Below are 24946 nucleotides of genomic sequence, written 5' to 3'. Positions count from 1 at the left end.
TATTTTGCTATATCAGCTCACCTTTTCCCTGGCGGAGTATTTCAAAATCGTTGGTTGTACAGTCTACAATAGTAGATGCTTCGGTACCTCCGTAACCTCCGTCAATGACAATATCGACCTGGTTCTCATATTTCTCATGAATGAGTTCCGGGTCGGTCGTGTATTCAATCATATCGTCTTCGTCGTGCACGGAAGTGGTAAGGATGGGGTTGCCCAGTTCTTTTACCAAAGTACGGATGATATTGTTGTCGGGGATACGGATTCCTACTTCTTTGCGGTTTTTGTAAATCTTAGGCAGTTCGCTGCTTGTTGGAAGGATGAAAGTAAAAGGGCCTGGTAAGTTTTTCTTCATCAGTTTGAATACCGCATTGCTTACTTTTGCATATTCGCTCAGGTTTGAAAGATCATAGCAGATAATAGAGAGGTTGCTCTTCTGCGGGTTGATGTTTTTCATTTGACAGATCTTTTCTACTGCACGTACATTAAGAGCGTCGCAACCAATAGCATAGACAGTATCGGTAGGATAAATAACAAGGCCTCCGTCTTGTAAGACGGAGATTACCTTGTCTATTTCTCTTTGATTCGGATTTTCAGGGTAAATCTTTATAAGCATATTAGCCGTAAATGATATGTCCGTCTTTATCCGCGTAATCGTCCAGGCACTTGCTATACTGGTGCATAGCACGAAGGCTCATGCCCATGCTTGAGAAGCCTCCGTCGTGGAAAAGATTCTGCATGGTTACTTTGCGTGTAAGGTCGGAGAACATCATGATGCAGTAGTCGGCACATTCGTCGGCATTGGCATTACCCAGAGGGCTCATCTTATTTGCAAAGTCCATCAGATGATCCATTCCTTTTACACCACTACCTGCTGTTGTTAATGTTGGCGATTGTGAAATGGTGTTGATACGGACTCCTTTTTCGCGACCGTAGATATAACCGAAACTGCGGGCGATAGATTCCAGCAGGCTTTTTGCATCGGCCATATCGTTGTAGCCAAAGAATGTACGTTGGGCTGCCACATAAGAAAGGGCTATAACAGAACCATATTCTGCAATAGCATCCTGCTTTTTAGCAACCTGCAACATCTTGTGGAAAGAAATAGCGGAAATGTCCAGTGTCTTTTCCAGCATATCATAATCCAGATCGTCATACGTACGTTTCTTACGGACATTAGGACTCATGCCGATTGAATGTAATATGAAATCTATTTTGCCTCCAAGTATTTCAACGGATTTTGAGAATACCATTTTAAGATCTTCCACGCTGGTTGCATCTGCCGGTATTACTTCTGCATTTAGTTTTTGCGCCAAGTCATCTATCTGACCCATACGAACTGCTATGGGAGTATTACTTAAAGTAATGGTTGCTCCTTCTTCTACGGCTCTTTCTGCCACTTTCCAGGCAATAGACATTTCATTCAGTGCACCGAAAATAATGCCGCGTTTGCCTTTCAATAAATTATGACTCATACTTAATTATGTTTATTTCGGCACAAAAGTACACAAAATGTGCGATATGTACAAACCGAAAGGTTTTCCGCACGGAGGGAAACCTTTCATATACATTTGATTAATTTTGTGAAGCCGATGATTAACTTATATATTTTAGCTCTCTTTATCAAAACAATGCAATTGTTGCCATTGTTTTGTCATAGCCCGAATATCTGCATTGGCAATATCTATATTCTACTTTTTACTATTCTCTGTAGTATACCCTTTTGACCCTTGGCGATACGGATGTAAGTATTTCGTAAGGGATGGTTTTAAGTTTGTCCGACAGTTCGCTAACCGGAAGATCTTCTCCGAAAATAATAACGGAATCGCCCTCGTGGGCATCAATGTCTGTTACGTCTATCATGCAGGCATCCATACATATATTCCCTATTATGGGACAACGATGTCCATTGATCAGAACTTCTCCGCCACCATTACTAAAGTGCCTGTTCAGGCCGTCCGCATATCCAATCGGGATGATGGCTATGCGTGAGTCCCGTTTAACAAAGCTCATCCGGCTGTATCCGATAGAATCTCCATTGGGGACGTTCTGAATTTGTAATATGGTTGTTTTGAGTGTACTTACATTTCTTAATCCTTTTTGTCCGGATGCGCTTACACCGTATAAACCGATACCCAAACGAACCATATCCATTTGGTATTTTGCAAATCGTTCTATTCCGGCAGAATTAAGGATATGTTTGATAACGTTATACTCCAAACCAGTTTCCAGTTCGGCAGAGGCTTTTGCAAACTTATCCAATTGTTGCTGGGTGAAATCATCGAATACGTATGAATCGCTTCCTGCTAAATGAGAGAATACGGAACGAACTGCTACACCAGATTGGTTTTTTATCCGTTCGCATACAGCCGGAATATCTTCGGGCTGGAAGCCCAACCGGTGCATTCCTGTATCGATCTTGATGTGAATGGGGTAAGAAGTAATGCCCCGGCGTTCTGTCTCATGAATCATGGCCTCTAAAAGGCGGAAGCTATAAACTTCCGGTTCCAGATGATTTTCAAGTAAAACATTGAAACTGCTAAATTCCGGATTCATCACAATGATAGGGACAGAGATACCTTCTTTACGTAATTCGGCTCCTTCATCAGCAACGGCAACAGCCAGATAATCACATCGATGTTCTTGCAGAGTCTTGGCTAATTCATACGAGCCTGCCCCATAAGCAAAAGCTTTAACCATACAGACCATTTTTGTTTCCGGCTTTAGCTTAGACCGGTAATAGTTGAAGTTATGAACAATGGCATCCAGATTTACTTCCAGGATGGTTTCGTGCACCTTCTTTTCCAGTAATTCTGAAATTTGTTCAAAATGAAAATGGCGGGAGCCTTTTATGAGTATAAGTTCGTCTTTGAATTTACGGAAAGAGGGGGATTTGATAAAGTCTTCTGTTTTTAGGTAAAACTCTTTCTCCATATCGAAGACATTTCCATATTCACATAAATCGCGCCCAATGCCTATTATACGGTCTACTTTCTTTCTGCGAACCAGATCTGCTACTTTTTTGTAAAGGGATTTAGGCAGTGTGCCGGATTGCAGGATATCGGAAAGTATCAATGTGCTTTTCAGTTTTTTCTCGACACGCCGACTTTGTTGAAAGTCCAGAGCTATATCCAGCGAATTGATGTCCGAATTGTATGTGTCGTTGATTAATAGGCAGTTATTGATTCCTTGTTTTACGTCCAGTCTCATCGCGACGGGTTCCAGATGCGAGAATTTTTCTTCGTCATTTACACTGGTTGGCTTTAGGTAAAGCATGGCAGCCATACAATGTATCACGTTCTCGATAGATGCATCGTCTGTAAACGGAATCGTATAAACGCGATTAAACCCTAATAACGTGCAATGGATAGTTGTCTTATTTTCTTTTTTCCGGATCGATTCAATGAATAAAGGGGCTTCCGAATCTGTACGGCTCCACGCAATTGCTTTATGTGACAGACATGCCGATTCTATGCAATTTGCGATGAATGCGTTATCTCCGTCATATATAATAGCTTCGCAATCATTGAATAAACTCAGCTTTTCCAAACATTTTTGTGTTGTTGAAACAAAATTTTCCTGATGTGCTTCCCCTATATTCGTGATAATTCCAATGGTGGGAGCAATAATGGGCTGTAAACGCTCCATTTCATCCGGTTGCGAAATTCCTGCTTCAAAAATACCCAGTGTGTGTTTTTCATTTATTTGCCAGACAGAAAGCGGTACTCCCAGTTGCGAATTATAGCTCCGGGGCGAACGAACGATATTGAATTCGTTATGAAGTAATTGATATAGAAACTCTTTTACTATTGTTTTTCCGTTACTCCCGGTTATACCTATTACGGGTATATTAAATCGTTTGCGATGATTGGTCGCTAATTTTTGAAGGGCTTTTTGTACATCTTTTACCACAAGAAAGTTCGCATCTGTCATTGCGTCAAACTCCGGTAAGATTGTGCTTACAACAAAATTGCGAACACGAAGTTTGTACAATTCAGCGATATATTTGTGCCCGTCATTTGTTTTTGTTTTAAGGGCAAAGAAAAGACTTTGTTCCGGAAAAGAGAGGCGGCGGCTATCGGTAAGCAAAATGCTTATAGTGCTGTCATGTAGTTTGTCTGTTTTTGTTCCTATAATTCCGGCAACTTCTTTAATAGCGTATTCCATTCCTTACTTTAGTTTAGACTTTATTAATTCACACTCTGTTGAGATATCAAAGGAAGGTATTTTATTGCTAATACGTTCCATCTTTAACAAAGTTTGCGACATAAATTGCTTATAGGCTTCACTTTCCGCTTGAAAGGGCTTGTGATTAAGCGCTTTTTTTATGTCATTCCATTCTTTAAATATTGTTAGACTTTTTGAAGATAGACAATTCTCGACAAATCTTTGCCAAATATATTCTACTGCCAAAGACGATGGGTGTAGCATGTCATCTGCATAAAATCGATAATCTCTGAGTTCATCCATCATGATTTCGTATGCTGGAAAATAGGCTGTTTGTGTTGGAAAATTGGTTTGTATTTGATCAATAGCCAGTAATAAAGATGCTTTGCTGAGCTGGTTGCCATGTGCTCCGTCCTTCCAGTGACGGATAGGGCTAACGGTAAACAGAATTTTAAGTTCCGGATTTTGTTCCCACAGAGATAATAGCAAGCAATTCCAATCATCGATAATACTTTGGACAGATAGCATTTCGCGCAAAAACATCTTGTCCGGTAGTTTATGGCAGTTGGAGACGATTTGTCCGTTACTTTTTAATTTATAAACGTATGCTGTTCCAAATGTAATGACCAGGCATTTGGCCTTTCGCAAATATTCGGCAGATTTTAAAAGCCGTTGATTCATATTTTCCAGACATTCTGTTTCTGAGATAGACGAAAACCTACTATGATGCGTAAAACTATGATAAGTGCCTTCGTGTAGAAACAGGTCATCTTTCGTGAATTGTTCAGGTCGTAAAAGTATCCGTAATGCAGAAGCTATAGAAGCCGGATTGTATAGTGTACCAAATGGATTGATATCTACATCGAATTTATTTTCCTGTAGCTTATTTCCTATGTTTTCGGCAAAACAGGAGCCTAGTAATATGATTTGTTCTCCGTATTCAAATGAGAATTTACATTTGGGTATTACTATGTGTGTTGAAAACTCCATTTGTACATCTTTTTTATAGACAAATGTATAAAATATTTGAATGCCGTCTAGCTATGCACGAAAAAAGAAATGATCGGGATGTTTTTGTAAAATCATCGGGATGAATTTTTAATAACATCGGGATGAATTGAAATATAGCGTGCGAATGTTTTGGTTAAGCGGTTGTTCATACGATAAACAGTAATCACAAAAATGTACGCGTACATTAAATATATAATATACTTGTTCTGTTTGTAATATGTTGTTATATAATTGATTATAGATGTCTGAAGCGACTAGTGAAAACGATCGTTTAGATTCGTCATTGCAAAGGTACATCTTTCTTTCATTCTTGCAACGGTTTTATATTCTTTTTTTTCTTCTCTATCTTCTTTCTTATCAACAATATAACCTATAGCATACAAAACAAACGATTCCTGTTACAAACAGGCCAAAAATGGTCAATAAAATGACTAGTGAAAACGATCGTTTTCACTAGTCATTTTTTATAAGGACGATCGTTGATAATGAACTTATTACACTTTAGTATTAATATTAAATTTTTAGATTATGAACAAAAAGTTTTCTACTCTTGTAGGTGGCTTGGCTTTACTTAGTTCATTGACAGTGGGGGCTGCTGACTTCGCCAATGTGAATTTTGCGGGAGCTAGAGCTATTGAAAAATTGCCTGCTAGCGACAATGGCTTGTATCAGTTGGGAAATGGCTCCTTTACCGGAACTTATGCGGACAGTGTTGTCTATATGAGTAAAGATGGAGCTTTGCAATTTGTGCCGACTCCTGCTAATGCCGACAGTTTGGCAAATACATTGTGGTGTGTCAATGTGGCTGCTCCTGAAAAGTTGGGTCAAAATCCTACATTTGACTTTATTAACAAAGGTACAGGCCAGCGCTTGGATATTACAATGACCGGCCTCGAAGGTTTGGACACAATGGAATGGCCTGCTCTTAAGGATTCTGTAATAGTTGGTGGTGAAGTCTATGGATGGGCTTTCTCTAAGTCTTATGAAGGATCACTTGAAAAAGGAAAGCCTTTGTATTCTTATTATAAAACAGACTCTGTTGTTGGTCTTGGTTATAATCCGAGTAACGGATATTTTTATGCAGTAAAAGCAGATGCTACAGAAGCTGCAATTAAAGATGCTGTTGATGGTCTTTTCTTTACTAAACTGACTATTCAGACTGCTCCTGAAATTATTTTGAATGCAAATCAGATCAATACTATTTTCGGCCAACAGAAAGCCGATGCTGGTGTTAATTTGAAATTTAAACCGGAAGTAGCGAAGAACAATCCATTTAACGACAAGAGCAATAAATTCTTTGCAAAACAGGTTGATAATGGCAGTGGAGATTCTACGAGTTATGTTTATGTATTGAAAGCAGACTCTTCGTATTTACGCGTAGATACTTCTTATGCTAATACAATTGGTCATGGTTATTTGGCTTATGGCTGGACTGGATTGAAGGAAACTACAAATAAGATTTCTGCTACTGATTCTTTGAACAATTCGGCATTGAAAGCTCAACACCAGTTCTTGTTCACATATAGACCTTCTGTTGATAGCGTTAATATCTATGTTCACCGTGCTACATTTAAGACAAGCGAAACTGCTAAAACTTGGTCTGCACCTACTGATACTGTTGGATTTGAAAATGCCAGAGTATTTGCTCAGGATTTGGGTACAGAAAAGGTTTTGACAATAGATAGTTTGGATCAGAATGTTCATATTTCTTTGGGTTATGCCGGTTGCGCTGAAGTTGAAAGTGATAGAACTTCTGTACCTAGCGGTTTGTATATTATCAAGAATGCTAAGGGTGAAGTGCTAGCTGCTCCTATCCATAAGAATGGAACTTCTATCGAATGGGTAAAATTGGATGCTCAGGAACCGAGACATATGCCTGCTTATCAATGGGTAATCGTTCAGAATCAAGAGGCTCTTCCTAAATCATCTACTATTCAGGTTATTAACCGTGAGTTTAAAGCTAAGAGCGTAGCATCTTTGCAATTAACTAAAGACAAAAATGGTAACATTGTTACTGCTGATGCTTCTTTCGGTTTGAATGGAGGTGCTTTGACATTTGACAAGATCGGTGACCAGGAAGGTGATTCTGCTATCATCAAAGATCAATATCTGGGTTATAAGCATGTGAAAGTTGCTGATTTGGATGTTACTAGATTTAAATTCAATTATTTACATTCATTCAACCACAACAAGTGGATTGGTTTGGCAAGTTCTAAAGATTCTGTTCTGTATGTACAGGATGATTACAATGCATTTACAATGAAGGCTGGACGTGACAGCGTATATGGTGTTGATGTAACTCCTGCTCTTTTGAAGAAGATCCCGGGTCTGGCTCAATTGCGTAGATCTCACTATATTGTTTGTAGCGGAAGTAAATCTTTGACAGAAGCTGATGGTGACAAATATTCTGTAGGTTCTCCTGTTGTTGTAGATACTTTCTATTTCAAAGAAAATAACCATTATGATGGTAAGGACTTCTATGCAATCGTAAGAAATAATGGCTATTGCCAGATTGGTGACCATTCAAATAAAGTAGGTGTTGCTGATGATGGTGTTACTGTTCCTTTGAAAGTACAGGATATGTCTGAAACAAGAACTTCTGCTTTCACTGTGGAAGAAATAGACGCTCCTCTTTACAGACGTTTCAATAATGCAGAGTTAGAAGGAAACGAAGGCGATGCATCTGATACGTTAAGATTTGTAGAACAATATCGTGGTGAAGTATTACAGATTGAAGGAAACAAGAACTTTAAAGTTTCTGGTGTAGACTTCTTAGGTATTTATACTGAAGGTGCTGCTCCTTCCGGATTGTCATTCATTGTTGATACAGCTTGGGTTAATCGTGGTTTGGGTTATATCAAACCTCAATACCTGATCTCAATCGAACGTGATGATGTTAAGGGTACTCCGTTCCAGAGATGTGCAGAATGTCAGAGACTGATCGATGCAGGTAAAGAGCCTATCAAAGATTGTAAACATGACATCCAGGCTACTCCTGATATGCGTTTCGGTAAATATCTTGTAAACTTCGCAGATTCAGTTGCTTTAGGTAAAGAAATTGGTTCTACAAAGAAAGGTTATAACTGGAAAGAATATGACCGTGCAGGTTTCGTAAAAGCAATCCAATATGGTGATAGCTTGTATATATTGAAAGATGAATTTGCAGGTGTAACAAAGAAGGATGTAAATCCTGCTTTGCTTGCTAAGATTATCAAAGCTAATGATGCTGTTACCGATAGCCGTAAGGGTTATATTGTAAACTTGACAACTGATAAGCACAAACTTATAACATGGTCAATGCGTTATGTTAAACCGGGTACTGATAACAAGACTTTCTTGATTGAATCAATGAAGAAAGCTAGTGATAAGGATATTGCTCCTGAATATGCAGCATGGTTGAAGATGCAGAATGGTTGCTTGGTATTGTCTGATAAGGAAACTTCTAAATTCAACGAAATGACAGGTGGTGATGATGCTTTGATCTTTGATGTTAAGCATGTTGCTAACGACGAAATTGCTACAGATAATGAAGTGATTACTAATTCTGGCATATCAATTATTGCAGGTGAAGGTAATGTAACAGTTACTGGTGCCGCTGGTAAGAAAGTCGTTATCACAAATATCTTAGGCCAGACAGTTGCAACAGCTGTAGCTACATCTGATAACGAAACTATTGTGGTACCTCAGGGTGCAGTTATAGTAGCTGTTGATGGTGAGGCTGCTGTAAAAGCAATGGTTAAGTAATTAAGCAAACGAATTTATAATCAAATATTTTGAATGCTACGTAATGGCTCTCTTTCGGGAGAGCCATTTAGTAACTTGTGAAAAGCGAACAAGTAGCATTATTACTAAGTAAAAAATAAAGTTCTAACTGTCAATACTTCTGTGAAGAAGAACGACAGCTACAAGACAAGCCTTATCAGTCTATTTAACTGATAAGGCTTTTGTATTTATGTCAACAAACTAAGCCTGCAATGGAGTATATAGAATAATTGACCGGCTAAAGCTATTATATATGCCGTTAATTCTTTACTTTTGCCACAAAAAGTAATAGAAATGGCGGAATGCAAAAATAAGCATATATTGAGCAGCATAAATAATCCTGCAGACCTGAGAGGGGTGTCGCAAGATAAGCTGGCAGATGTGTGTGCTGATTTACGTCAGTATATTATAGATGTCTTATCTGAAAATCCGGGCCACCTTGGAGCCAGTCTGGGTACTGTTGAATTGACAGTTGCGCTCCATTATGTTTTTAATACCCCCTATGACCGGATTGTTTGGGATGTGGGGCATCAAGCTTATGGGCATAAGATATTAACCGGACGCCGTGATGAATTTCATACATTGCGCCGTTTTAAAGGAATAGGTGGCTTTCCTAATCCGAAAGAGAGCGAGTATGACGCGTTCATTGCCGGACATGCTTCTACATCCATATCAGCTGCAATGGGTATGTCTGTTGCTTCTGCACTGAAAAATGAACAAGATCGTCATGTAATTGCGGTTATTGGTGATGGTGCCATGACAGGCGGGTTGGCTTTTGAAGGGCTGAACAACGCTTCTGCAAATCCTAATAATTTGCTTATTGTGCTGAATGATAACGATATGGCTATTGATCACAGTGTAGGTGGACTTAGCCAGTATCTTGTAGATATTACAACAAGCCAGACTTACAATAAAATGCGGTATGATGTGTATCGCGGACTGCGTAAGATGAAATTGATTAACGACGATCGTCGTGAAAATATACTCAGGTTTAATAATAGCCTGAAAGCGTTGCTTACTCAACAGCATAATCTTTTCGAAGGATTCAGTATTCGTTACTTCGGACCTGTTGATGGTCATGATGTAAATTATTTAATAAAAATACTGAATGATATAAAAGATATGCAAGGGCCTAAATTATTGCATATCAAAACAAAAAAAGGAAAAGGATTTAAACCTGCAGAAGAGTCGGCAACAGAATGGCATGCTCCGGGACGTTTTAATAAAGAGACAGGACAACGCATAGTTGTGCATAGTTTGGAAGAGCCTCAGCTTTATCAGGATGTGTTTGGTCATACACTGGTAGAATTAGCAGAGAAAGATGGTCGGATAGTAGGGGTTACTCCTGCAATGCCAACCGGATGTTCGATGACTTATATGATGAAAGCCTTTCCCGACCGGGCTTTCGATGTAGGTATTGCAGAAGGACATGCTGTTACTTTTTCAGCAGGTTTGGCAAAAGAAGGTATGATTCCTTTTTGTAATGTATATTCATCGTTTATGCAGAGAGCTTATGATATGCTTATTCATGATGTTGCCATACAAAAGTTGCACATGGTTATTTGTTTGGATCGTGCAGGTTTAGTTGGTGAGGATGGAGCAACGCATCATGGTGTTTTTGATATGGCTTATCTCAGACCTGTACCGAATTTGGTAATTTCATCTCCCCTGAATGAACTGGACTTACGAAACCTTATGTTTACCGGATACAAAACGGCAAATGGTCCTTTTGTAATTCGTTATCCGCGTGGTAAGGGTGAAAAAAAGGATTGGCGCAATGAAATGACGATATTGCCGGTAGGCAAAGGCAGAAAGTTACGTGAAGGAAAAGATATTGCTGTGCTTTCGCTGGGATCTATAGGAAATGAAGTGATAAAAGCAATACAAATGGTTGAAAGTAAAGGCATATCTGTTGCTCATTATGATATGATCTATTTGAAACCGATAGATGAAGAGCTGTTGCATGAAGTAGGCCAAAGGTTTACTCGTATTATTACGGTTGAAAATGGTGTGATAAAAGGGGGACTAGGTAGTGCTGTCCTTGAATTTATGGCAGATAAAGGATATACTCCTTTAGTAAAACGTGTTGGTGTTCCTGATGAATTTATAGAACACGGTTCCATTCCCGAACTATATAAATTGTGCAATATGGATGCGGAAAGTATTGCTGGTTTAATAAGTTCTTTTTGATAAAGAGTGCGTAGTGTATGTATTTTAGACTATTTAGTGTAATATGAAGATTATCATCGCTGGTGCAGGTGAAGTGGGAACACATTTAGCAAAAATGTTGTCTCAGGAGAACCAGGATATTATATTGATGGATCCTAATGAGGAACGTCTGAATTTCCCCAATTCGGGCATGGAGATACTTCCTATTGTAGGAAATCCTACTTCTTTGCGGGATTTGGAGGAAGCCGGTATCAGGCATACGGATTTGTTTGTGAGTGTTACTCCTGAAGAGACGACAAATGTGACTGCTTGTATTCTGGCTCACCGGTTAGGTGCTCATAAAACATTTGCACGAATCAATAACTATGAATATCTGTTGCCTAAAAATAAAGAATTATTTGAGAAGCTAGGTATTGGTTCAATGATCTATCCGGAGATGTTGGCAGCAAAAGAGATTGTAACTGCCGTACGTCGTCCGTGGGCCCGTCAATATTGGGAGTTGTTTGGCGGGGCACTTATTCTGATTGGAGTGAAAGTACGCGATAATGCCCGTATTGTTAATCGTCAACTGTCGGAGTTGTTGAATGAACAGAAACTTTATCATATTGTAGCTATTAAGCGCCAGAATGAAACGATTATTCCTCGGGGTACAGACAGGATTGAACCTGGAGACATTTTGTTTTTTACAACTACTAAAGCACATATAGAAGATGTGCGCATGCATGCAGGTAAGAAAGACCCGGAAGTGAAAAAGGTTTTTATTATGGGGGGGAGTCGTATTGCAATTCGCGCTTGCCAGTATCTGCCGAATAATATCCGCGTGAAAGTTTTGGAAACCAATAAAGAAAAAAGCCATCGGATAGCGGAAGTCGTACCCGGTAATGTGCTTATAATTAATGGTGACGGGAGAGATACGGATTTGTTGATGCAAGAAGGAATCAAAGATGCACAGGCTTTTATTGCTTTGACTGAAAATTCGAGTACAAATATATTGGCATGCCTTGCAGCTAAGCGTTTCGGAGTATTTAAGACAATTGCTAAAATTGAAAATATTGATTATATATCATTAGCCGAAAGTATGGATATTGGTTCTGTTATCAACAAAAAATTGATTGCTGCCAGTCATATTTATCAATTTTTATTGGATGCGGATGTCTCTAATGTGAAATGCCTGACATTTGCCAACGCTGATGTTGCTGAATTGGTGGCACGCCCTAATTCGAGAATCACAAAAAAGCAGGTTAAGGATTTGCGCCTTCCTCGTGATATGACTTTGGGGGGACTTATCCGGAATGGAGAACCTATGATGATTAAAGGTGATACGCAGATACAAGCTTACGACCATGTTGTTGTATTTTGTCTGGATACGGCAATGCGTAAAATAGAAGACTATTTTAATTAGTTGGCAGTTGGCAATTTATAAGATATGTTGTTGAATATTCGTTTTATAATTAAAATGCTGGGAGGAATGTTTATCCTTGAGACATTATTTCTCCTTGCTGCTACAGCTGTGGCATTTATTTATGAAGGGGACGATGTAATCCCTTTATTGCAATCTTGTGGGATTATGTTTGGTACCGGTCTGGTTTGTTACATGATTGGTTTTCGGGCAAACGAATATAATGTAGGACGACGGGAAGGTATGTTAATCGTTACATTGACGTGGATATTTTGTTCTTTGCTGGGAATGCTTCCTTTTTATATAGGCGGATATATTAATACAGTGACCGATGCTTTCTTTGAAACGATGTCGGGGTTTACAACCACCGGATCTACTATCCTGACAGATATTGAATCATTGCCTAAAGGCGTTTTATTTTGGCGGAGTTTGACACAATGGCAAGGAGGGATCGGAATGGTGGTTTTTACTGTGGCATTGTTGCCGATTTTTGGTGGAGGAGCGGCGCAGATGTTTGATGCGGAGACGCCTGGTATTACGCACGAACGTTTTCGCCCGCGTATTGCTCAGGTTGCCAAACGCTTGTGGGGTGTGTATATGATTCTGACTATTATTCTTTGTTGTTTTTTGTGGGCAGGACCGATGGATTTGTATGATGCCGTTAACCATGCTATGACAACGATGGCAACAGGGGGATATTCTACTAAAAATGCTAGTATTGCTTATTGGAATTCTGCATATATTGATTATGTGATTACGTTCTTTATGTGCATTGGAGCTACTAATATGGCGTTGATTTATTTCTTTTTTAATGGAAAATATGGAAAGCTTCTGAAAGACGAAGAAACCCACTGGTTCTATATATTTGTAGCGGGGACAATGCTGATTGTTACTTTTTACCTGATGCAAAAAGGATTTGCCGGCAGTTTTGGGGAGGCGTTTCGTTTGGCATCGTTTCAGGTTGCAACCTTGGTTTCTACTTGTGGATTTGCGACAGCCAACTATATCCCTTGGGGGCCTTTTTTCTGGTTAATAGCTATCATTTTGATGATAATCTGTGGATGTGCCGGTTCCACCTGTGGAGGTTTTAAGATGGGACGTTTTATGATTCTGACAAAAAACTTACTGAATGAATTTAAGAAACGGACACATCCCCATGCAGTAGTGCCGGTACGTGTAAATGGTCATGCTTTGTCCGATGAGGTTGTATATCGGGTTTTATCGTTTGCTTTTATTTATATTAGCCTGATTGTGGTGGGTTGTCTGCTGCTGATGGCTGATGGAGTAGGCTTTGAGGAATCGATTGGTTCTGCTGTATCAGCAGTGAGTAATACAGGACCCGGTTTGGGGAGCGTAGGACCTGTTGATAATTTTTCTGCATTACCTGACTTTTCGAAATGGGTGCTTTCATTCCTGATGATGACTGGACGTTTGGAGATATTTACTGTAATTACAATATTGCTTCCCGGATTTTGGAAGCAGTAATTTTTACGATTCGTATATACGTTTTCGTTTAATTTTACGTTATAAAAGATACGAATCATTAAGTTGACACATAAATGATAGAATATATAAAGGGCGAAATTGTAGAACTTACGCCTGCACGTATGATCCTGGAATGTAGTGGTATTGGTTATGAGTTCAATATATCTTTAAATACATATAGTGCTTATAATGGGAAGTCTGCGGGGAAAATTTATGTATATGAAGTTATAAGGGAGGATGCCCACCTGTTGTTTGGTTTTGCCGAAAAAATAGAAAGGGAGTTATTTTTGCTTTTAACTTCAGTATCGGGAGTTGGTCCCAATACGGCACGAATGATTCTTTCTTCCCTTCCTCCTTCCGAATTAATACAGGTTATTTCGACAAAAAATGAGACGGCTTTAACAGCTGTGAAAGGGATTGGGGCGAAAACAGCACAGCGTATATTGGTCGATTTAAAGAGTAAAGTGAAACCGGTAGAAGGAATTGCTGTTTCTTCTACATCTTCGGTTCTGGGTAATACGGCAATAGTTGAAGAAGCGGTAGCAGCGTTGGTGATGCTTGGTTTTCAGAAAGCTGCTTCTCAAAAAGCTGTGAATACAATATTAAAAGGGTCGCCCATGTTGGCTGTTGAGCAAGTTATAAAAACTGCACTCAGAATGCTTTAATTTTCGGGTTGGAAATAATGAGAAAACGGATACTGAAATATATTCTGTGGATTGTTGTTTTATTGTTTGGGGTCGGTATGTATTCTTTGAATGCCGACTACTTGACTTATACTGCCTCTTTGCCTGAACTTGAAGTAATAAGTGCTCCCGAAGATACAATTCCACCCCGTTTTCCTGTAGCCAAGACTTCTCCTCAGGAATATGAAGATATTGTGAAACAGTCTCCTGCCGATCTCCGTAATCCTGAAAATGTAAAAACTGCTGTGGAATATGACTTAAAAACAGGTACTTACATTGTTCGAACCAAACTAGGCGATATGGAATTGGGAACACCTATGACTTTAACGCCGGAAGAGTATCAGGATTATAGTATGCAACAGTCGTTGCGTTCTTATTTCCGCCAGAAAAATGAAGAAGAATTCCAAAAGGAGGCAAATAAGCAGTTCAATCTGACAGATATGCAATTTAATATTGGTGCTGCAGATCGTATATTCGGTCCGGGTGGAGTACGGGTTAAAACACAGGGTTCTGCCGAACTTACGATGGGATTGAAGAATAATAAAGTACAAAACCCTTCTTTGCCGGAGCGTTCCCGGAATCGGACATTCTTTAATTTCGATGAGAGTGTACAATTAAATGTTCAGGCTTCTGTTGGAACGAAGGTGAATTTTGGTATGAATTATAATACTGAAACATCTTTTGATTTTGATTCTAAAAAACTGAAACTGGCATATACCGGAGAAGAAGATGAAATAATAAAATCTTTGGAAGCGGGAAATGTAAGTATGACTACTAATAACTCGCTGATTAACGGAGGTGCAGCTTTGTTTGGTATTAAGACCGATTTGCAGTTTGGAAAACTTCGTGTAAATGCTTTGTTTGCCCAGCAGGAGTCGGAATCGAAAACTGTTAATTCTAAAGGCGGAGTACAAACAAAGCCCTTTGAAATAACAATTGATCAATATGATGAAAACCGACACTTTTTCCTTGCTCAGTATTTTAGGGATACGTATGATGATGCAATGAAAAAATTGCCTTATATTTCTTCTTCCATTACGATTAACCGTATTGAGGTCTGGATTACAAATAAAAGAAGTAATTATGATCAATCCCGTAATATTGTTGCTTTCTCTGATTTAGCGGAACATAAACATATAAGCAATACTTCTTTTATTCAGCCTGCCGGATCTAGTAATTTACCTGCAAACGGAGCTAATAATTTATATAGTAAGCTACAAACGATTGATGGTGTCCGTGAAATTAGCAGAGTGGGGCAGGCCTTGCAAGGAAGTCTGGATGGGGGAAAGGATTTTGAAGAAATAGAAAGTGCCCGCAGACTGGATGAATCCGAATATACTTACAGTAAACAGTTGGGATATATCTCATTGAAAACACAATTGCAACAGGATGAAGTATTGGCCGTAGCATTTGAATACACTTCCAACGGACAGGTATATCAGGTGGGGGAATTTTCTACTGACAATTCCAATAATACTACCAATTGTCTGTTTGTGAAATTGCTGAAAGGTGTTACAATGGCACCTAATATGCCTTTCTGGGACTTGATGATGAAAAATGTCTATTCTTTAGGCGCTTATTCTGTACAGAAAGAAAAGTTTAAGTTGGATATTATGTATCAGAGCGATTCTGCCGGTACATATGTAAATTATATTCCAGAGCCTTCACTTAAAAATCAGATATGGTTGAAGTTGATGAATTTAGATCGTTTGGATTCAAAGAATGAACCTTATGCTGACGGCTTTTTTGACTATGTTGATGGTTATACTGTTCAATCGGAAAATGGTAAAATTATTTTTCCGGTAATTGAACCGTTTGGCTCAAACCTGAAAAATAAAATAGGTAATGATGCTATTTCTAAAAAATATGTGTATCAGGAATTATATGATTCTACATTGACTGTTGCGCGACAAATTGCAGAGAAGAATAAGTTTATTATGCGTGGGGAGTATAAAGCTTCATCAGGTTCTGAAATTCAACTCGGGGCTACTAATGTAGCACGGGGATCGGTAAAAGTAACAGCAGGTGGAGCGATTCTTACAGAAAATGTAGATTATACTGTAGATTATACTTCCGGTACGGTAACAATTTTGAATGAAAGTATTATTTCTGCCGGAACTCCTGTCAGTGTTTCTCTTGAAAACCAGTCGATGTATAATATGCAGCGAAAGACAATGATGGGGCTCGATCTGAATTATCAGTTCAGTAAAGACTTTAATCTGGGTGCAACAATTATGCACATGTCCGAAATGCCGCTGACTACTAAAACTGCATTTGGTGATGAATCTATTAAAAATACATTATGGGGCGTGAATGCCTCTTATAAAGGCGAAAGTCAATGGTTGACCAATATGCTTGACAAGCTACCTTTGTTAACATTGACTAAACCAAGTCAGATATCTTTCAATGCAGAATTTGCCCATTTGATAGCCGGGCATTATGAAAATAAAAATACCGGAGGATATTCTTATCTGGATGATTTTGAATCTACTCAGAGTGGTTTTGATTTGTTGAATCCATATCCCTGGAATTTAGCTAGCACTCCAACTGATGAGGGTTCATCTGCTTTATTCCCGGAAGGGAAGTTCGTAAATAATATAGAATACGGAAAAAACAGGGCTTTATTAGCTTGGTATTATATAGACGGTATTTTTACGCGTAAAAATTCATCCGCTTTACCCAGACATTTAAAGGAAGATAAAAAGCAATTGTCTAATCATTATGTGCGTGCTGTCTATTCACAAGAATTGTTTCCGAACAAAGATTTGGGATATAATGAGAATAATACTCTTTCTGTTCTGAACCTGGCTTACTATCCGAACCAACGGGGACCTTATAATCTGGATGCAGACAATGTAAATCCGGATGGAACGCTGGCTGCACCTGAAAAGAGATGGGGCGGAATCATGCGTAAGATCGATCAAAGTGATTTTGAGACGGCCAATATCGAATATATAGAATTTTGGTTGATGGATCCTTTTATTTATGACCGTGATGTGAAAGGCGGCGATCTGTATTTTAACCTTGGGGAAATTTCGGAAGATATTCTGAAAGATGAGAAAAAGTTTTTTGAAAATGGTTTGCCTATAGATGGGGATGTGTCAAAGGTAGATACTACTGTCTGGGGTAAAGTCCCTCGTCAGCAAAGTACAGTATATGCTTTTGATAATACAGCCGGAGCTAGAAAATTGCAGGATGTAGGTTTGAATGGCTTATCAACTGCCGAAGAGTTAGGTTTCGATACATATGTGGAATTTTTGGAGAAACTGAAGCGTAAGTTGCCGGCTTCTACGGTTGCCAATATGCAAAATGATCCTTTTTCTGTGTTTAATGATCCTGCCAGTGACAATTACCATTATTTCCGTGGTGAGGACTATGATGAACAGGAAAAGAGTATTTTGGAACGTTACAAACGTTATAATGGAACAGAGGGAAATTCAGAAGAATCAACAGGCCGGTATAATACATCTGCAAAGAATTTACCGGATGTGGAAGATATAAATCAGGACAATACGCTGAATAAAAATGAAAAATATTATGAATATAGGGTTTCTGTCCGTCCGAAAGATTTAGTGGTAGGAAGTAATTTTATCGTAGATAAGCGCGAATCTTCTGTAAACTTGGTAGATGGTACAACAGATAAAGTAACCTGGTATCAGTTTAAAATACCGGTAAAGAAATATGATCGTGCAGTTGGTGGTATCAGTAACTTTAAGACGATACGTTTTATGCGTATGTATTTGACAGATTTTCGTGATTCTACATTTTTCCGTTTTGGAACATTTCAATTGGTAAGAGGCGACTGGCGTTCGTATGAACAGGATTTATCCAATCCAAAAGTACCTCCTACGATTAAAGGTACTTTGGAGGTTTCTACCGTAAATATTGAAGAAAATAGCGATCGCCAACCTGTCAATTATGTGCTTCCTCCGGGAATCAGCCGTATGCTTGATCCTGGTCAGCCTCAGTTAGTGCAACAGAATGAACAGTCTCTTTCGTTGAAAGTAACTAATCTGGCTCCTCAGGATGCAAGGGCTGTTTATAAAAATACGTATTATGATTTACGTCAGTATAAACGTCTGCAACTGTTTACACATGCGGAGGCTTTCAGCCCGAACGTTTCAGAACTTAAAAGTAATGAATTATCGGTTTTCATTCGTTTAGGATCTGATTATAAGAACAATTATTATGAATATGAAGTACCATTGCGTTTGACACCTCATAGTGATCAGTATAATTCGAATAATTCGGATGACAGGGAAGCTGTTTGGCCTACTTCGAATAAGTTGGATTTTAGCTTGGAAGAACTGACGAATATTAAGATGGAGCGTAATCGTGCAAAACGTATGGGTGCAGGCGATGTTACGTTTCAGACCGTGTACTCCAGAAATGATTCTGAACATCCGTTGAATAAAATCAGTATTGTGGGTAATCCTTCTTTGTCTGAGGTTAAAACAATTATGATTGGTGTTCGTAATAATTCCAGGGAAATAAAAAGTGCGGAAGTCTGGGTTAATGAACTTCGTTTGACCGACTTTAATGAATCGGGAGGTTGGGCTGCTAATGCAAATTTGAATGTTGCTTTATCAGATCTGGGAACGGTAAACCTTGCGGGACGGATTGAAACGGCAGGTTTCGGTGCTTTAGATCAGTCTTTGAATGAACGTCGTTTAGATGATTATTCTCAGTATAGTGTAGCAACCTCTATTGAATTAGGAAAATTATTTCCTGAAAAAGCAAAGGTGAGCGTACCATTATATTATGCTTATTCGAAAGAAGTTACAAATCCAAAATATAATCCGTTGGATCAGGATATAAAACTGTCGGATGCTTTGGATGAAATGGAAACAAAAGCGGAAAAAGACTCTATCAAAAACTTTGCACAGGATCGTAATATTATTAAGAGTATTTCATTTAATAACGTGCGGGTTAACATACAGAGCAAAAATCCGATGCCATATGATCCGGCGAATTTCTCTTTCGGATATTCATATAGCGAAAACAGTAAACGGAATCCTGATACGGAATACGAAACAACCAAAGATTACAGAGGAAATTTAGCGTATAATTATACACCCTATGTAAAACCTTTCCGCCCGTTTGGAAAGATAAAGAAGAGTAATGGATATACGAGCTATATTAAACAATTAAGCTTGAATTATGTACCTTCTAACATAAGTTTCCAAACGGTAATGATGCGTAATTATTATGAAATTCAATTGCGTGACTTGACGAGTCAGAGTAGTGGAGGGGATAAAGTGCCTGTGTCATTCAGCCAGAATTTTTATTGGGATCGTGCATTTAGTTTACGTTGGGATTTTACTAATAATTTAAGTGCAACGTTCACTTCAGGAACGAATGCCCGGATTGAGGAACCTCATGTTCAAGTGAACAAGGAGCTGAATCCGGATGCATATAAGGTCTGGAAAGATTCGGTAAAACAAAGTATTGCAGACTTAGGTACGCCGATGAAATATGACCAATCTCTGTCTGTGACGTGGAATATGCCATTACAATTTGTACCTGCCCTTAATTGGGTTAATAGTTCATTATCATATAATGCTGCTTATAATTGGGATCGTGGGGCAGAAGTAGATGCTGAGACTGAAATAGGGAATATCATTAAAAACCAACGTCAATTTGATTGGCAGGGTAGTTTTAATATGCAGTCATTGTATAACAAAAATAAATTTTTGAAGAAGGTTAATCAGAAATTTAGTGCCACTCGTTCTACAGCTTCCCGTGGACAAGAGAAGAAGAAAAAGGAGGTGAAACTGGAAAAAGAAATTCAATTGAATCCGGATAGTGGTACTATTGTCCAGCATGGTATGTTTACGAAAAAAGTTCGTATTAAAGCCCGCGGTGCTGATGGAAAATTATATTCAGTTAAATATAAACCTCTTAACTACGCACAGGTAATGATTCTGAATAAAGATACGGCACATTTAAAATTGACGATTTATCCCGGACCTAAACCAACTGAAGATTTCTTTTATAAATCAGCAGAATATGCTAGCCGTTTCTTGATGATGGTTCGTCGTATTAATGTTCAGTATTCTACGACGGCAGGCATGATGTTGCCAGGCTTTCGTCCGCAAATTGGAGATATATTCGGACAGAAAAGAAATAGTGGCATATTGGCTCCGGGGCTGGGCTTTGCTTTTGGTTCCGTAGACCGTAATTATATTAATGAGGCGGCAGACAGAGGCTGGCTGGTAATGGATTCCTCTAATGTAACTCCGGCCATGATCAATAATGCGAAGAATCTGACAATCCGTGCAAATCTGGAACCTATTCCCGGATTGAAAATTGATTTGAATGCAAATCGTGTTGATACCCGTAGTACGGAGATTCAATATATGTATGATGGTATGCCGGAAATTCAAGGCGGTAGTTTTACTATGACAACTATTGCTTTGGGGAGTGCTTTGGGAGGGAGTGGCAATGCTGGAAATGGATACTCGTCTAAAGCATTTGATAAGTTCCTGTCCCATCGCAGTATCATAGCAGAACGTCTGGAAAATATGTATTCCGGTACCGTTTATCCGAATGCCGGTTTTATTGCGGGTACGGCAAATGCAGGGCGTCCGTATGAACGCGGAGGTGTTAGTTTAAATTCAACGGATGTATTAATTCCGGCATTTTTGGCTGCCTATACCGGGAGGAATCCTAATAATGTTGGACTTTCCGCTTTCCCTTCAATAGCAAGTTTGTTGCCAAACTGGCGTATTACCTATGACGGGTTGATAAAGATTCCGACAATAAAGAAATATTTTAAAAGTGTGATGTTGAGCCATCAATATCGTTGTTCTTATAGTGTAGGAACATTCTCTTCATTTCTGAACTGGGTCGATACGGGGCAGGATGGCCTTGGTTATATCCGGGATGTGTTAACAGGCAATCCAACGCCTTCTTCTCCTTACGAAATTGCAGCAGTAAGCATATCTGAAGGATTTAGTCCTTTATTGGGAGTTGATGCAACCATGCTGAATAATGTAACGGCTCGTGCCGAATACCGCACTACCCGGAATCTGAGTTTGAACATTTCATCTTATCAGTTAGTCGAAGCTTTATCTAATGAGTTTGTTATAGGCTTGGGATATAAAATGACGGAATTCAACAAGGTGTTGAAGATGAAAAAGACAAGAGACTTTAGTAATGACCTTACAGTTCGTATGGATTTTTCATTTCGCAAAATGCAATCGTTGATCCGTAAGATAGAGGATGGTTTTACACAAGCTACCAGTGGCAATATTGCAAGAACAATCCAGTTCTCTGCCGACTATGGCTTAAGCCGTGCACTTACTTTAAGGGCTTTTTATGATTTGCAGGTAAATAAACCGTTAGTATCGAGTGCATCATATCCGACTTCAAACTCAAACTATGGATTAAGTATCCGTTTTTCATTGGCACAATAACTCGAAATATTATTAATAAACAGGTTAAGTGTATGAAAAGAGTTTACATTCTGTTTGGCCTTTTCTTATTGCTTTTTGGTCAGATTTTTGGTCAAAAAGTGGAAGGATATGTTTATGATGCAGCAAACAATGACCCTTTGACCGGTGTCAGTATATATTATAAAGATAAGTCCGGAACAAAAGGAACCGTATCAGATATAGACGGACATTATGAATTGCCGGTTCCTGCAGGAAGTGTCATATTAATGTTCAGCTATTTAGGATATGAGAACCTGTCCTACCCGTTAATCCTTACTCGCGGACAGAGCTATACTTTAAATGCGCAAATGAAGGTTCAGACGAACTTGATGGATGAGGTGGTTGTTAGTGTGAGCCGTTATGAACAAAAGTTAAGCGATGTAACTGTTTCGATGGAGCTTCTTAAAGCATCCGATATTGTTAAACAAGACCCTGTGGATCTGACTTCCGTATTAAAGAATCTGCCGGGCGTAGAAATTACGGATCGCCAACCATCAATTCGTGGTGGAAGCGGCTGGACGTATGGAGTAGGTAGCCGTTGTCTTATTCTGGTAGATGGGATGTCCGTTCTTTCACCGGGCTCGGGAGAAATAAACTGGAATATTGTTCCGATGGAAAATGTGGAGCAGGTGGAAGTGTTGAAGGGAGCTTCTTCTGTGCTTTATGGTTCTTCTGCATTAAATGGTTTGATTAATGTACGTACCAAACGTCCAAGCCTGGACCCGGTAACACATGCAAATGTTTATATGGGTATTTACGGGAATCCTGAAAATAAAAGTAATATTTGGTGGGATCGTGATTTATGGAAGAATGGAGGATATGGTACGAAACCCTTGCTGCGTAATATTCTTCCCGGTTCAAATCCGATGTATAATGGGCTTGATTTGTCGCATAGCCGTCGTATAGGCAATTTTGATTTGTCGGCTGGCCTGAATCTTTTTTCCGACGAAGGTTATCGTAAGGGTAATTACACAAAACGTTTCCGCGCCGGAGGAAACCTGACGTACCATGATCCGCGAGTGAAAGGATTAAATTATGGTGTGAATGGTAATTTCCTTTCAAATGATTATGCCGGATTCTTTTTGTGGCGTTCTCCGGAGGAAGTGTATACACAATCTCCGTTAGCGAATATGGGACGCGAAGGACATAGTTTTTATGTTGATCCTTTTATCAATTATTCCAATCCTGATAATAATACGGTGCATCGTATTAAAGGACGCATTTATCGCCGCAAAGATCAGATTGTATCGGGTACAACGGACAAGTCCATTTCTGAGATTGCCAACAACATGGGATTTGATTCTAACTCCATTCCTGAGATAGTGAATATAGCAAAAAATCCGATGGAAACGTTGATGCCTATAGCTATTCCACACCTGGGAGATGTATTAAACGGCAATTTTACAGGATTAGCCGGGGAGGTAGAGAAATTAGGTAATCATTTCTTTCCGACGGCAAAACCTGCCGATTATATGGATCTGGTTTCTTGGGTAATGGGGCGTACTCCACTACCAACCAATGAAGAAGAACTTCTGCCTTGGCTGGAAAATGCATTGGAACCGGTAGAGAAAAAGAAATCGGGTGCAGATCTGACTGCTTCGTATTATTTGGATTACCAGTTTAGCAAGAAATATGATAATTCTTTATTGACGACAGGCGCTACTTACGAGCGTGTTTATGCCGATTCGAAGGTGACAGGTACACATAAAAGCGATAATATTGCCCTGTTTGTTCAATATGACCGGAAATTTTTCGATAAGTTGAATCTATCGTTGGGTATGCGAATGGAATATTATCGCGTAGACGACCATTATAGAGAAGCCGAGACTAAAATATTTGAAGCTGACATTCCGTTTAAGCCTGTCTTCCGTGGCGGTCTGAATTATGAATTAGGAGAGTATAGCTTCATACGTGCTTCTTTCGGGCAAGGGTATCGTTATCCATCTATCGTAGAAAAATTCGTTTTGAAAGACATTGGTGGAGTTGGTGCGTTTCCGAATGCTAATCTGAAAGCAGAACAAGGGTTCAATGCGGAAATAGGCTTTAAGCAAGGATATAAACTGGGAGGTCTAAAAGGTTTTGTGGATGTTGCCGGCTTTTACACTCAGTATAAAGATATGATCGAGTTTCAGATCGGCTTGTTTGATAAAGAATCATTTGAATACCTCGATAATCTGAAGGATATTATCTCCTTGTTGATAAATGGGAAAGTCCCGGGTATAGGTGCTCAGTTTACAAATGTGGGAAAAGCCCGTATTTCCGGTATTGATGCTTCTGTTAACGGTATGTATAATTTTAATTCGCATACAAAGCTGACCTTTAATTTGGGTTATGTCTATACTCAACCCATCGATATGGAAGCGGATGATATAAATGCAAAAGAGGAGGCGAATACGGATGTGTTTTCTATGAAATCTAAATCGAATACTTCGAGGTATCTGAAATACCGTCAAAAGCATTCTTTGAAAGGTATGTTCGATCTGGAATGGAAACGTATAAACATTGGTACAAACCTGGCCTGGAAAAGCAAGACTTTAGCTGTTGATTACTTTATGGTAGATGAACGGGAAAAAGTATATCCCGATTTGATGGACTATGTTCGTGGTTTGATGTTCGGAGACCTTCATGATTATTGGACGAATAATAATAAAGGATATTTCACTATGGATATTCGTCTAGGAGTGAAAATAACAAAAAATATTTATTTTCAGGGTATTATAAATAATCTTTGGAATAAAGAGTATAGTGTACGCCCGATGGATGTTGGCGCACCCCGGACGTTTATTATGCGATTGAATACTACGTTTTAGAGCATTTCTGATAATTGAGGCGAAGCC

The 24946-nt window shown here is 39.1% G+C and carries 11 protein-coding genes; 7 read left to right on the top strand and 4 right to left on the bottom strand.

The window, feature by feature from the left end; translation table 11 throughout:
• Positions 1-7: 7 nt before the first annotated feature.
• From CTY47_RS05235 to CTY47_RS05220, 4 genes are all read right to left on the bottom strand, one after another.
• Positions 8-613, bottom strand: a complete 606-nt coding sequence (locus CTY47_RS05235; RefSeq protein WP_099463725.1) for an L-threonylcarbamoyladenylate synthase — start codon at positions 611-613, stop codon at positions 8-10.
• A gap of 1 nt (position 614) precedes the next feature.
• The gene (locus CTY47_RS05230; protein WP_099463724.1) at positions 615-1472 is read right to left on the bottom strand and encodes an enoyl-ACP reductase FabI; all 858 of its coding nucleotides are present in this window, start codon (positions 1470-1472) and stop codon (positions 615-617) included.
• Between the two features lie 226 nt (positions 1473-1698).
• Positions 1699-4164, bottom strand: coding sequence for a bifunctional UDP-N-acetylmuramoyl-tripeptide:D-alanyl-D-alanine ligase/alanine racemase (locus tag CTY47_RS05225; RefSeq protein WP_099463723.1), 2466 nt, complete (start codon positions 4162-4164; stop codon positions 1699-1701).
• A 3-nt stretch (positions 4165-4167) separates the two neighbouring features.
• Complete coding sequence (locus tag CTY47_RS05220) at positions 4168-5154, bottom strand: GSCFA domain-containing protein (RefSeq protein WP_099463722.1); 987 nt, start codon at positions 5152-5154, stop codon at positions 4168-4170.
• Between the two features lie 549 nt (positions 5155-5703).
• Here CTY47_RS05220 and CTY47_RS05215 point away from each other — a divergent pair.
• The 7 genes from CTY47_RS05215 to CTY47_RS05185 all read left to right on the top strand — a co-directional run bounded on the left by CTY47_RS05215 (position 5704) and on the right by CTY47_RS05185 (position 24919).
• The gene (locus tag CTY47_RS05215; protein ID WP_099463721.1) at positions 5704-8919 is read left to right on the top strand and encodes a DUF6383 domain-containing protein; all 3216 of its coding nucleotides are present in this window, start codon (positions 5704-5706) and stop codon (positions 8917-8919) included.
• A 312-nt stretch (positions 8920-9231) separates the two neighbouring features.
• Positions 9232-11127, top strand: coding sequence for a 1-deoxy-D-xylulose-5-phosphate synthase (dxs, locus tag CTY47_RS05210; protein WP_099463720.1), 1896 nt, complete (start codon positions 9232-9234; stop codon positions 11125-11127).
• Between the two features lie 43 nt (positions 11128-11170).
• On the top strand, positions 11171-12508 hold the full coding sequence (trkA, locus tag CTY47_RS05205) for a Trk system potassium transporter TrkA (protein ID WP_099463719.1): 1338 nt from the start codon (positions 11171-11173) through the stop codon (positions 12506-12508).
• A 27-nt stretch (positions 12509-12535) separates the two neighbouring features.
• Positions 12536-13990, top strand: a complete 1455-nt coding sequence (locus CTY47_RS05200; RefSeq protein WP_099464088.1) for a TrkH family potassium uptake protein — start codon at positions 12536-12538, stop codon at positions 13988-13990.
• Between the two features lie 74 nt (positions 13991-14064).
• Positions 14065-14655 carry a Holliday junction branch migration protein RuvA gene (ruvA, locus tag CTY47_RS05195; protein WP_099463718.1) on the top strand — a complete coding sequence of 197 codons (591 nt, stop codon included), beginning with the start codon at positions 14065-14067 and terminating at the stop codon, positions 14653-14655.
• Between the two features lie 17 nt (positions 14656-14672).
• Complete coding sequence (gene sov / locus CTY47_RS05190) at positions 14673-22091, top strand: T9SS outer membrane translocon Sov/SprA (RefSeq protein ID WP_099463717.1); 7419 nt, start codon at positions 14673-14675, stop codon at positions 22089-22091.
• Positions 22092-22123: 32 nt separating this feature from the next.
• Entirely contained in the window at positions 22124-24919 is a 2796-nt protein-coding gene (locus tag CTY47_RS05185) for a TonB-dependent receptor (protein WP_099463716.1), read from the top strand.
• Positions 24920-24946 lie beyond the last annotated feature (27 nt).

The sequence above is a fragment of the Parabacteroides provencensis genome, assembly GCF_900232875.1.
In the GTDB taxonomy this organism is placed as follows: Bacteria; Bacteroidota; Bacteroidia; order Bacteroidales; family Tannerellaceae; genus Parabacteroides; species Parabacteroides chinchillae.
The sequence above is the reverse complement of the archived record's forward strand: the minus strand, read 5'-3'. Positions and strand labels throughout refer to the sequence as shown.